The organism is Limosilactobacillus sp. (assembly GCF_022651205.1).
In the GTDB taxonomy this organism is placed as follows: domain Bacteria; phylum Bacillota; class Bacilli; order Lactobacillales; family Lactobacillaceae; genus Limosilactobacillus.
In genome coordinates this window covers 1-12,136 of sequence record NZ_JALCQI010000016.1, presented here as the reverse complement: position 1 = coordinate 12,136, position 12,136 = coordinate 1, and the positions used below count along the sequence as shown (strand labels likewise).

14 protein-coding genes and 1 other annotated feature are annotated in these 12,136 nt (G+C 40.7%); all 14 genes read left to right on the top strand.

All coding sequences use genetic code 11. From position 1 onward, the window contains the following. Nucleotides 1-3: 3 nt before the first annotated feature. Nucleotides 4-432, top strand: coding sequence for a F0F1 ATP synthase subunit epsilon (locus LKJ51_RS04615; RefSeq protein ID WP_291979791.1), 429 nt, complete (start codon nt 4-6; stop codon nt 430-432). A 192-nt stretch (nt 433-624) separates the two neighbouring features. Beyond that, a complete protein-coding gene (locus LKJ51_RS04610) occupies nt 625-819 on the top strand; it encodes a DUF1146 domain-containing protein (RefSeq protein WP_291980144.1) in 195 nt (64 codons plus the stop codon). Nucleotides 820-838: 19 nt separating this feature from the next. Next, nucleotides 839-2,155, top strand: a complete 1,317-nt coding sequence (gene murA / locus LKJ51_RS04605) for a UDP-N-acetylglucosamine 1-carboxyvinyltransferase (RefSeq protein WP_291979792.1) — start codon at nt 839-841, stop codon at nt 2,153-2,155. Nucleotides 2,156-2,224: 69 nt separating this feature from the next. Beyond that, nucleotides 2,225-3,229, top strand: coding sequence for a rod shape-determining protein (locus LKJ51_RS04600; RefSeq protein WP_291979793.1), 1,005 nt, complete (start codon nt 2,225-2,227; stop codon nt 3,227-3,229). Beyond that, complete coding sequence (yidD, locus tag LKJ51_RS04595; protein ID WP_291979794.1) at nt 3,229-3,468, top strand: membrane protein insertion efficiency factor YidD; 240 nt, start codon at nt 3,229-3,231, stop codon at nt 3,466-3,468. Before LKJ51_RS04600 ends, yidD begins: the two co-directional genes overlap by 1 nt. 13 nt (nt 3,469-3,481) lie before the next feature. Continuing rightward, nucleotides 3,482-3,706 carry a DUF2969 domain-containing protein gene (locus LKJ51_RS04590; protein ID WP_291979796.1) on the top strand — a complete coding sequence of 75 codons (225 nt, stop codon included), beginning with the start codon at nt 3,482-3,484 and terminating at the stop codon, nt 3,704-3,706. Nucleotides 3,707-3,752: 46 nt separating this feature from the next. Beyond that, nucleotides 3,753-4,949 carry an FtsW/RodA/SpoVE family cell cycle protein gene (locus LKJ51_RS04585; protein WP_291979798.1) on the top strand — a complete coding sequence of 399 codons (1,197 nt, stop codon included), beginning with the start codon at nt 3,753-3,755 and terminating at the stop codon, nt 4,947-4,949. Nucleotides 4,950-4,965: 16 nt separating this feature from the next. Next, the gene (locus LKJ51_RS04580; RefSeq protein WP_291979799.1) at nt 4,966-5,262 is read left to right on the top strand and encodes a glycine cleavage system protein H; all 297 of its coding nucleotides are present in this window, start codon (nt 4,966-4,968) and stop codon (nt 5,260-5,262) included. 456 nt (nt 5,263-5,718) lie between these two features. Next, nucleotides 5,719-5,961, top strand: a binding site (T-box leader). 56 nt (nt 5,962-6,017) lie between these two features. Beyond that, nucleotides 6,018-7,070 (top strand): methionine ABC transporter ATP-binding protein, encoded by a 1,053-nt coding sequence (locus LKJ51_RS04575; RefSeq protein ID WP_291980143.1) that lies wholly within the window; start codon nt 6,018-6,020, stop codon nt 7,068-7,070. A 46-nt stretch (nt 7,071-7,116) separates the two neighbouring features. Continuing rightward, nucleotides 7,117-7,746, top strand: a complete 630-nt coding sequence (locus tag LKJ51_RS04570; protein ID WP_434737679.1) for a methionine ABC transporter permease — start codon at nt 7,117-7,119, stop codon at nt 7,744-7,746. 22 nt (nt 7,747-7,768) lie between these two features. Continuing rightward, nucleotides 7,769-8,590, top strand: coding sequence for a MetQ/NlpA family ABC transporter substrate-binding protein (locus tag LKJ51_RS04565; RefSeq protein WP_291978913.1), 822 nt, complete (start codon nt 7,769-7,771; stop codon nt 8,588-8,590). Between the two features lie 155 nt (nt 8,591-8,745). Next, nucleotides 8,746-9,882 (top strand): D-alanine--D-alanine ligase family protein, encoded by a 1,137-nt coding sequence (locus tag LKJ51_RS04560; protein ID WP_291978912.1) that lies wholly within the window; start codon nt 8,746-8,748, stop codon nt 9,880-9,882. A gap of 256 nt (nt 9,883-10,138) precedes the next feature. Beyond that, entirely contained in the window at nt 10,139-10,981 is an 843-nt protein-coding gene (locus LKJ51_RS04555) for a helix-turn-helix domain-containing protein (protein ID WP_291978911.1), read from the top strand. 399 nt (nt 10,982-11,380) lie between these two features. Further along, on the top strand, nt 11,381-12,136 hold a 756-nt coding region (locus LKJ51_RS04550; protein WP_291980142.1), incomplete at its 3' end, for an MFS transporter.

Here is a 12,136-nt window from a genome sequence, read left to right as displayed (position 1 = left end):
ATTATGGCTGATACTAAGTTTAAAGTCACCATTATTACTCCTGATGGAACGGTCTACGACAATGATACAGCCACAATGCTCATCATGAATACCGCTGGTGGACAAATGGGGATTATGGCTAATCACGTGCCCGTATTAGCATCATTGACGATTAACCAATTACGAATTAAACACGGTCAAGGAACAGACGAAATTGCAGCCGTTAACGGTGGGATTATGCAGTTTGATGGTAAAACTGCTTTGATTACCGCTGATAGTGCTGAATTGCCTGAAAAGATCGATGTGGCCCGTGCTGAAGAAGCTAAGCACCGTGCCGAAGAAGCCATTAAGGAAGCAAAGAAGGCTCACCGAAAGAACGATATTGCTCGTGCTGAGGTTCAATTGAAACGGGCCGTTAACCGACTTAAGGTTTCTAAGTTTAAGTCAAAATAATGATATTTTGAGCTTCCAAAAAGGATATTTGATCAGTAAAAACTGGTTAAATATCCTTTTTTTATTCCTTAATATAGTCTAAAGGTTGTTAATGATGACTGATCCTTAATTAGTTGGTATGATAAGATTGTAGTTGGTTTTAAAGAAGGTGAAATGGTGCAATTATCAAGTGTTAAAGCGTTAGTAGAAATAGTGATCCAACTCGGAATGATTTGGCTGACATTTACCGCAATTCAAGGGATTCATTTTGAACGAATGTTCCGTCAGCCTCCTAAGACCTTGCCACTAATAATTGTCTTATTTTCTACTGCGATTGGGTACTTATGTGCCAGTTTCTTCATTGGGTTTATTAATGCTGTTAGCCAGCTACCAGGTTTATTGCGTTGATTTTAATAAGGAGTAAGTTATGGAAAAGATAATTATTAAGGGTGGTCATCGTTTATCTGGACGGGTTGCCGTTGAAGGAGCCAAGAATGCTGTCCTGCCACTTCAGGCAGCAGGAATTCTAGCTTCTACTGGGACCCTGCACTTAACTAATGTCCCGGTGTTATCCGATGTCTTAGTAATGAATGAATTATTAAAATTCTTAAATATTCAAATTCAATTTGACCAAGAAAAGCATGCAATTGACTTAAATGCTAGTGGAAAATTGTCTTCAGAGGCACCATTCCAGTATGTCAGTAAGATGCGGGCATCAATGGTGGTAATGGGACCATTATTAGCAAGAACGGGTTATGCGAAAATTGCACTTCCGGGTGGTTGTGCAATAGGATCACGGCCAATTGACCTTCACTTAAAGGGCCTTCGTCAGCTTGGTGCGGTGATTGAGCAGCACGATGGTTATATTGAGGCTCATGCTGACCGGTTAGTTGGTACTAATATTTACTTAGATTTCCCAAGCGTTGGTGCAACACAAAATATCATGATGGCAGCAACTTTAGCCCAAGGGATCACGACGATTGAAAATTGTGCACGCGAACCAGAAATTGTTGATTTGGCAAACGCTCTGAATAAGATGGGTGCCCGGGTTCATGGTGCTGGGACTGATGTTATCCGAATCCAGGGGGTTAACTTCCTTCATGGTTGTGACTACCGAGTTATGTCAGACCGGATCGAAGCAGGGACCTTTATGATTGCGGCGGCCGCTACAAATGGTGACGTTGTAATTGAAAATACTGAGGGCAAGTACAATGAACCGTTAATCGCCAAGTTACGTGATATGGGAGTGACCGTGATTAATCAAAAAGACGGTATTCGGGTTTTAGGCACGTCAATCTTACTGCCATCTAACGTTCAAACTGCTCCATATCCTGGCTTTCCAACCGATCTTCAGCCCCAGATGACGGTCTTGCAATTATTAGCTAATGGAACTAGTACGATGAACGAGACCGTTTTTGAAAAGCGATTCATGCATCTGGAAGAGCTACGGCGGATGAATGCCGATTACCAAATTAATAAGTCTACGGCGGTCTTAAACGGACCAACTTCCTTTAGTGGCGCTGAGGTTTCAGCTACCGATTTACGTGCAGGGGCTGCATTGGTGATCGCTGGGCTAGTTGCCAAAGGAATTACTCAGGTACGTAATTTGAAGTACCTTGATCGAGGATATTATCACCTTCATCAAAAACTTGCTCAGCTAGGTGCCCAGATTGATCGAGTTAACATTGACGATCAAATTGAATTGGCCCCTGAACAAATTGCTCATCATACTGAACGTGGTTAGTATCGCTTAATTATGTGGTATAATTACCAACGTTATTATAAGAATTGGCCGGAAGGAGAAATTATATAAATGGCAAAGGATATCGGAATCGATTTAGGAACTGCTAATGTTCTAATTTACGTTCAGGGAAAAGGCATTGTCCTGAACGAACCTTCAGTAGTTGCAATTGATACGCAAACTAATAAGGTCTTAGCTGTTGGATCAGAAGCATACCGGATGGTTGGTCGGACACCAAGCAATATTCGCGCAATCCGTCCGTTGAAAAATGGGGTTATTTCTGACTTCGATGTTACCCAAGAAATGCTTTCTTACTTTATCGGTAAGTTAAGTGTTAAGGGCTTTATGTCAAAACCTGATATTATGATTTGTGCTCCTACCAATATTACTGAGATTGAACGTAAGGCGATTATTCAAGCTGCCGAACAATCTGGTGGTGGCAAGGTTTACCTTGAATATGAGCCTAAGGTTGCTGCGATTGGTGCTGGCTTGGATATCTTTAAGCCTCGCGGAAGCATGGTCATCGATATGGGTGGTGGTACTAGTGATATTGCCATCCTTTCACTAGGAGATATTGTTGCTAGTCAGTCAATTCGAATGGCTGGGGACAAATTAAATGCGGACATTACCGCTTATATTAAGGATCATCACGGCCTAATCATTGGTGAGCATACCGCTGAACAAATTAAGATGGAAATCGGAACGGCCTTGCAAGTTGACGAACCAAAGGAAATGGATGTTCGTGGTCGTGATGTTGCTACTGGAATGCCAAAGCAAATTACGACAAATGAAAATGAAATTGAAGAGGCCATCCACGGGACGCTTGATCAAATCGTTAAGGCAACTATTGGTGTTCTTGAAACAATTCCGCCTGAGTTAGCAAGCGATATTATTGACCGGGGAATCATGCTTACTGGTGGGACTTCTCTCCTTAAGGGCATTGATCAGCTCTTTAGTGATCAATTAAAGGTTCCCGTTGTCGTTTCACAAGACCCATTGGACAATGTTGCTAAGGGTGCCGGTGAGATGCTGGAACGGATGCAGAAGACCGATAACGGTAAAAAGAGCAAGGACTAATGGTGCGGATTGCGAGTCGATTAATCCGGTGGTATCAACGGTATATATCGGCAAGACGACCATTTAGGGTTTGTCGGTATTATCCTTCTTGTTCCGAATACATGCTAGAAGCTATTCAACGTTTTGGAATCCGGGGGATATTACTTGGAATTGTGAGACTACTGCGGTGTCAACCATTTGCTCGTGGTGGTTATGACCCAGTTCCTAAAAGATTTACTTTCCATCGAGTTATAAAATAATAAAGGTGAAAAAGTGGCAAAAAAAGATAAAAAAATTGAAGTTAATGTAAAAGATATTGAACGCCGTCACCAACCAGTTCAGCAAGTCTTCATTGGGAAGCGGCTAATTGGTGAAGTGGTTGCGGATGGTAATCGTTTTAAGGCTTTACTGACTGCTGACGAAAGTGAATTCTTTGTTCGCTCTCAGGAAGAGGGACTTGAAGTTGTATTGCAACAATATCATTTACATCAAGGATAAATGCGATGCAGTAGCGTTGCCAAAATCTCAAAAAAGGAGTTAAAGGATGCAACGTTCTCAAAGGGATGATGAGAGCCGGATTGACTGGGGAATCATTTTTTGTGTGTTGCTGCTAGCCTTAATTGGTTTGGCATCAATTTATGTTGCGGCCGTTCATGATACTGGAGGTTCTACCAGTGTTATGCGGCAAGTGGTAAGCCAGTTAATTTGGTATATTATTGGGACAATTTTAGTGGTTGTGATTATGCAGTTTGACTCTGAACAGCTGTGGAAAGTTGCCCCACTAGTTTACTGGGTTGGAATATTCTTAATGTTTGCAATCCTGGTATTCTATAGTCGTGCTTATTATGCTAATACGGGGGCCAAAAGTTGGTTTGCAATTGGACCATTTACTTTTCAGCCGTCAGAAATCATGAAACCAGCCTATATCTTAATGATGGGGCGGGTAATCACAACGCATAATAACCACTATAATGTTCATACTGTTAGATCTGATTGGCGATTGATCGGAACGATGGCCTTATGGCTACTACCGATCTTAATCTCATTGAAGTTACAAAACGACTTTGGGACAGGACTTGTTTTCTTCGCTATTTTCTGTGGAATGGTCCTTGTTTCTGGGGTTACGTGGCGAATTATTGCCCCAACAGCGATTGCATTAGTTGTAATTGGTGGTTCGGCATTAGCAATGGTTACGAGTTCATTTGGTCGGATGATCCTTGAACACGTTGGTTTCCAGGCATACCAGTTTGACCGGGTAGATACCTGGCTTCATCCAGAGCAGGATACCAGTAATCAAGGCTATCAATTATGGCAAAGTATTAAGGCCGTTGGTTCTGGTGGAATTACTGGGACGGGATTTAATAATTCTAAGGTTTACGTCCCCGTTCGTGAATCAGATATGATCTTTTCGGTTGTCGGCGAGAATTTTGGCTTCATTGGAAGTGCATTACTGATTCTTCTCTACCTACTTTTGATTTACTTAATGATCCGCGTTACGTTTGATACGCGGAACGAATTCTATGCATACATCTCTACTGGTGTTATCATGATGATTTTATTCCACGTTTTTGAAAACATCGGGATGAATATTGGGCTACTTCCACTGACAGGTATTCCGCTACCATTTATTAGTGCTGGTGGTTCATCCTTGATTGGTAACCTAATCGGGATCGGGATGGTAATGTCGATGAGATATCACCACCATTCGTACATGTTTAGTAACAACAAGGAATTTAGATAGATGGGGTGTAAATAAAATGGCAGCTGAGAATTATTTCTGGCAAAAAAAGGAAGCTAATGGTAACACTCGTTTGGGCTTAAACGATTCTGGTCGAGACGATTTAGGTAAGGTTAGCTTTATTGATGTTCCTGCTGTAGGGACAAAGTTAACTAACGGTGGTAAGTTTATCGCTGTTGAAGCTGAAAAGGCAGTTACTGACCTTGATAGCCCAATTGATGGTGAAATTACCGCAGTTAACAAGAAGGTCCTTGATCAACCAGAACTATTGAGTTCAAGTGATGAAAAGGATAACTGGATTGTTGAAGTAAAGTAATTGACAATCAAAGATAACTTAAAAAAGTTCAGAACGATTATTCTCGTTCTGGACTTTTTTGTTTTAGGGTAAATTCCACAGGATGGGGGGTGAAGCGGTTTTACTGCAACATGGTCAAGGACTGCGCAGTAGCTGATTGACTCCTCGCATCAACAAGTTGATGGTGAGAAATCTAATCAGCCTTGCGAGGGTTCACGGACGAAAACAAGTTTTCTAGTTTACTCCTTCGCCGCGACTGCAATCTCCGTCTAATTATCCCGTCCTTGATTGCAGGACAATTAAGGACTGCTCGTCAGGGACTTGCTAGAGCTAGCAACCTCCTTCCTAGCCGCAAGACGCCTTCGTCAGGAGAAATTGCTAGCCTTCCGCAAGTCCTCTGCTGACGAGCACACTTTTTTTAAAATCCCCTTGACAAAGAAAAGTGAAGTTAGTATTATAATACCAATCGAAATATTAAAATATAATTTGAAAAGATGAGTAGATATTAATTAATTACTCAGAGAGTTCTTGGTTGGTGAGAGAGAATTAGTTAGTGGTATCGAAGATGGTCTTTGATTAAAGTATATTAGTGAGTCTGAGGATAAGCTAATATTGGTGACTGCCCATTATCGCAGGTAAGTGTTGTTTGACACTTATTGAGATGAATATTGTGAGATATTCATGAACTGCGGTGGTACCACGAAGCCTTTCGTCCGTTTAATAACTTTGATTATTAAATGGTGAAAGGTTTTTTTATTGTAAAGGAGGAAAAGTAATTGATTCGCTTTAAAGATGTTTCAAAAACATATACAGGTAAAGAGGGACCCGTAAAGGCAATCAAGGATGTTAACCTGACAGTTTCCGATGGTAAGATTTACGGAATTGTTGGTTATTCGGGTGCCGGGAAGAGTACCCTAATCCGGATGATTAATGGATTAGAGACACCGACTACTGGTTCTGTTACCGTAAACGGGCAAGAAATTAGTCAGTTAAAGGGTGAAGCTTTACGGGAAGCACGACTAAAGATTGGAATGATTTTCCAACACTTTGACTTACTATGGTCACGAACCGTCTTAGAAAACGTTGAGTTCCCCTTAGAAATTTCAAAAAAGGGGAATAAAGAAGAACGACGAAAAAAGGCGGAAGAGCTCATCAAGCTAGTTGGTTTACAGGGAAAGGAAAAAGCTTATCCTTCAGAATTATCTGGTGGTCAAAAGCAACGGGTCGGCATTGCCCGGGCGTTAGCGAATGACCCGAAGATCCTTCTTTCCGATGAAGCAACGAGTGCCTTGGACCCGAAGACAACGGATGAAGTCCTTGACCTTCTCGTTGACATTAACCGTCGTTTAGGGCTGACCATCGTTGTGATTACCCACGAGATGCACGTTATTCGAAAAATTTGTGACCACGTGGCGGTGCTGGATGCTGGAACAATCGTTGAAGATGGACCTGTCTTAGATGTCTTCAAGCACCCTCAACAGGCAATTACTAAACGATTTGTTAACCAGGAAACATCAACTGGTTCTGCTGATGATACCCAGGTTGTTGTCGACCAGTTATTAGAGTCACATCCAAATGGTGTCATCGTAAAGCTAACTTTCCATGGCGACCAAGCCAAGCTACCGATTGTTTCTGAGATGCTTCGGCAATTCCCTGATACCAATATGAGTATTATTGAGGGGAATATCCACCAGACACAGGAAGGGTCAATTGGTTCCCTATACATCCAGTTGACGGTGGAGAACGATAACCAAGAACAAATTCAAGGTGCTCTTGATTACTTGAAGACCATGAGAGTAGAGACAGAGGTGATTAATCGTGAACAATAATGGATTTGCTTCATTTTTTGAATTTAATAATGTTGATTGGACAAAAATGGGCCAAGCAACCTGGGAAACTGTTTGGATGACAGTTGTCTCAATGATTGCAGTTGCGATCTTCGGGATTATCTTGGGACTGATTTTGTTTGAAACACAGAATAGTAATTCAATTGGTGCCAAGATTATTAATTGGGTAGTTGCCGCTTTGGTTAACATTTTTCGTTCAATCCCGTTTATTATCTTGATTGTTCTGTTACTTCCAGCAACTCAAGCGTTAGTTGGAACAATCATGGGTCCACGGGCGGCATTACCATCGCTGATTATTTCAGCCGCACCATTCTATGCTCGACTCGTTCAGATTGCCTTTGATGACCTGGATCATGGTGTTATTGAAGCTGCAAAGGCGATGGGAGCTACCCGGTGGCAGATTGTTACCAAAGTCCTAATTCCAGAAAGCTCACCAGCACTGGTTTCAGGAATCACGGTTACTACCATTTCATTAATTGGTTACACTGCAATGGCTGGTGCAATTGGTGCCGGTGGTCTTGGTAACTTGGCTTACTTAGATGGGTTCCAAGCAAGCAACAATGCCGTGACGATGATGGCAACAATCATCATTGTCGTGATTGTCTTTATCTTCCAATTCTTGGGGGATGCAGTTGTTAAGAAAATTGATAAGCGTTAATTAGAAAACGGAGGTAATTCTTATGAAGAAAAAATGGTTAGCAGCAATTGCAACGTTAGCATTAGGGGCATTGGTCCTTACAGGATGTGGAAAGCAAAAGGAAACAACTTTAACCGTGGGGGCTTCTTCAACTCCCCACGCAGAAATTCTGAAGCATGTTCAACCTCAATTAAAGAAGGAAGGGGTTAACTTAAAGATTAAGACCTTCCAAGATTATGTTTTGCCAAACAAAGAATTAGCTAGTGGCGACTTGGACGCTAACTACTTCCAACACAAGCCATTCTTAGATAATTGGAACAAGAAGAACCACGGAACATTAGTTAATGCCGGGAATGTTCACCTTGAACCAATTGGCTTCTATTCAAAGAAGTACAAGAAGTTATCAGACTTGCCTAATGGAGCAACTATCTTAGTATCGAACAACGTTGCTGATTATGGGCGGGTACTGGAAATCTTGAAGGATGCCGGATTAATCACTCTTAAGCCAGGTACAAAGATCGAATCCGCTAACTTTAACGATATTCAAACTAACAAGAAGAATTTGAAGTTCAAGACCGACCTCGAACCAAAGTTGATGACACAATTCTACAAGCGTGGTGAAGGTGATGCCGTTGTTATTAACGCTAACTACGCTGTTCAAGCTGGATTGAACCCAAAGAAGGACTCAATTGCCCTTGAAAAGAATAGTTCACCATACGCTAACTTGATTGCTGTGCAAAAGAAGAACAAGAATAACCCAGCAATTAAAAAGTTAATCAAGGCTCTTCAATCTAAGTCAACTCAACAATGGATTAACAAGCACTACAATGGTGGGGTTGTTGCTGTCTACCCTAACGGTAAGTAAGCAAATAATTTTATTGAAAACCAAAGTTACGAAGACGACCGTAACTTTGGTTTTTGACTTTTAAATAGCTAGTAAGGGAGACTGAATCATGATATACTAAAGATTCTAGGAAAACGGTAATAAATTAAATTAAACTAAATAAGGTGGTACACGTAATGACTAAAAAGTTAAAAATCGCATTGTTGTTTGGTGGTAATTCCTCTGAGCATGACGTATCAAAGCGTTCGGCACATAACATTTATGATGCTATTGATAAGGATAAGTATGATGTTAGCTTGTTTATGTTTACTAAGGACGGGATCCTGCTTGGTAATGATGCATCACAGCGAATCTTTGATGGGGATGACGAGGACCAAGTAGTTCAAGAAGAATACAAGAAGATGGACCTCAGCCGACCATTAGCCCCAATTATGGCACTAGATGAGATGAAGTCCGTTGATCTGTTCTTCCCGGTTATCCATGGTAATCTGGGAGAAGATGGGACTGTTCAGGGACTGTTTAAGCTTTTACGGAAGCCATACGTTGGTTCGAATATTGCTGCTAGTGCGATGGCATTCGATAAGGATTTGACAAAGAAGATCCTTACGGAAGCTGGTATCCGTAATACTCCTTACGTAGTGGTCACTCCCGAGAACCGGGCTGAATATTCTTGGGATCGGGTTGAAGAAAAGATCGGTGACCTTGCCTTTGTTAAGCCTGCTAAGCAAGGGTCATCTGTCGGGATCCATAAGGTAACCAATGCCGAAGAATACGAGCAGGCTCTTGATGATGCCTTTAAGTACGATTACAAGATTTTAGTCGAACAGGGGATTGATCACCCACAGGAAGTCGAGATCTCAATTCTTGGTAACGAGCACCCTGTAGCATCAAAGCTTGGTGCGGTGCGGGTACCAGAAGGTGATTCCTTCTATAACTACGAGAACAAGTTTGTTGATGCCAGTGGTGTCGTATTTGAGTTGCCGGTAAAGCTTCCTGAATACCTAACCGAAGAAATCACGTCAATGGCACTGAAGGCATATAAGGTGCTAGGGATGAAGGGGATGGCCCGGATCGACTTCTTGGTTGATTCAAACAATGTTCCATACCTTGGTGAACCAAACACCTTACCAGGCTTTACTAATATTAGTCTTTACCCTCAAATGTGGGAAGTTTCTGGAATTAGTTACTCCGACCTAGTTGATCGGCTAATTCAACTTGGCTTGGAAGAATTTGATCGGAACAGTAAGATTAAATATGATTTCCAAAAATTGGGTAAAGAAAAAGTCGGTACCAAAAAATATAATGAAGATTAGTTCAATATTGTAAAAAATTTATCAGAACTATTTAATATTCATATTTGCTTAATATGTCTAATTTAATTGGACGAAATATGCATAATGGAGGAACTGGTGAAAATTAGTCCGTACCAGTTCTTTTTTATTGCTGATTCCTTAGTATCAGCGCATAATTAGTGTTATAATGCATAAAGATATTTTCAGCTACGGTTCTTAGATCATTTGATCTCGCCAATAATTTTTGACATATCAGTAAGTTGAGGAAGGGAAGAAAATGAGACTCCGAGGAGACGTTTTAAAGAAAATTCGCCGCAAAAGAGGTTTATCACAGACAGCATTGGCAGAAGGTATCTGTACTCAGGCCACAATTAGCTTAATGGAGAAGCAAAACCGGCTGCCTAAAATGAATATTTTGACTGCAATCTGTGAACGCCTGAATATCCCCACAGAAAGAATCGTGGAAAATAGTGGGAGCGGCATTAACGACCAATTTAATACAATTGTTAACGATTTGGTTGCTGGAAAACTAGATGAAGCCGTAGATGGATTAAATAAAATCCCAATTAAAAAAATTGAGAGTGACTTTGATAAGCAGCGATATTACTACTTATTGGGAACGGTCCAGGTTAAATCAGACAAGATTGATGAAGCAATCTTCAATTTTGAATTAGTCTTGACCCAATTTGCAACAACGAGTGCCAACATTTACCTGGCAATGACAACTGCTGGAATGGCACTTGCTTACTATAAGCGTAACGATCCAGAACGGGCTCAACGGTTAACCGATCGTGCTGTTCGCCTAATTGATAATAAGAAATTAATTGGGAGCTTACACCAGTGGGCATCAATTTATTGCCAAATTGGTGAGCTCTACGGAAACCTTGGTAACTACAAGGAATCCAAAAAGATTGTTGAACGGGGGATTGAGCTTTGTCGTGATCACGACTCACTATTTATCCTTGATGAACTATATTTGATTCTTGGAAAAGATGAGTTAGCATTAGGAGAAAAGGACGAAGCTAAGAAGACCTTAGAGATTGCGAAAAGTATTAGTATTGCACGTAGGGAATCCTTTGTTAAAGACGAAATCGAAAAAGAATTAAAGAAATTAAATTAGAAAACAAATCGCTAGTTACGGTAATTATCGTAGCTAGCGATTTTTTGTAACTGAAAAGGTCAGTTTTAAGTACTCATTGTGCCTAATGCTGGCCTTTTTAATGTGAAATCAGTGTACTAGCGCTCTTAACGATATAACTAAGATTATATCAGTTAGATAAAGGGAAAATATAATATTTATACGTATAAATATTTTTTGTAGATATAACTATAAAAGCGTAATGCTGACATATAGGCTTTTATATCAAATTCATCACATTCGTTTAGCAATTGTTTGACATAAATCTTGAAAAATATCATTGATTTATCCGTACAAGTAGAGTAATATAAAAATTGTTCAATGAATACGTTTTCATGAAGGCGAGCATTTACTTAGTTTTTTATCAAGGGGGATAAACTAATGGCGCAAGGTAAAAAGAAAATTTCAAGTGCCTTTATCTACTTCTTCGGATCATTCGGAGGAATCCTATTTGGTTACGATATCGGTGTAATGACTGGTGCCTTGCCATTTCTTCAAACAGATTGGCATTTGGAAAATGCAGCAACCTTGGTTGGTTGGATTACTTCAGCAGTGATGTTTGGTGCAATCTTTGGTGGTGCTTTGGCCGGACAATTATCAGATAAATTTGGCCGGCGGAAGATGATTTTAATGTCTGCAATTGTTTTCATGGTCTTCTCTGTTTTATCAGGTGTATCGCCTGATATGGGTGAAGCGAGTGCTTACTACCTAATTATTGTTCGGATGTTACTTGGATTAGCAGTTGGTGCCGCGTCAGCTTTGGTTCCTGCTTACATGTCAGAAATGGCACCAGCAAGTGCTCGTGGTCGACTATCAGGATTAAACCAAACGATGATTGTTTCAGGGATGCTACTTTCATATGTTGTTGATTACCTGTTAAAAGACCTACCCGGTGAATGGGCATGGCGGTTAATGTTAGGTTTAGCTGCTGTTCCTGCCTTAATTCTTTTCCTTGGTGTCCTTCGTCTACCTGAATCACCGCGGTTCTTACTTCGGAATGGTAATGAAGCGCAAGCAAGGAAAGTCTTGACATATATTCGGAAAAATCCAAATGAAATTAATAAAGAATTAGAAAGTATTAAGGAAACTGCTAAGGAAGAAAGTGAAGCTAACAAGAAGGCAACCTGGGGGACACTA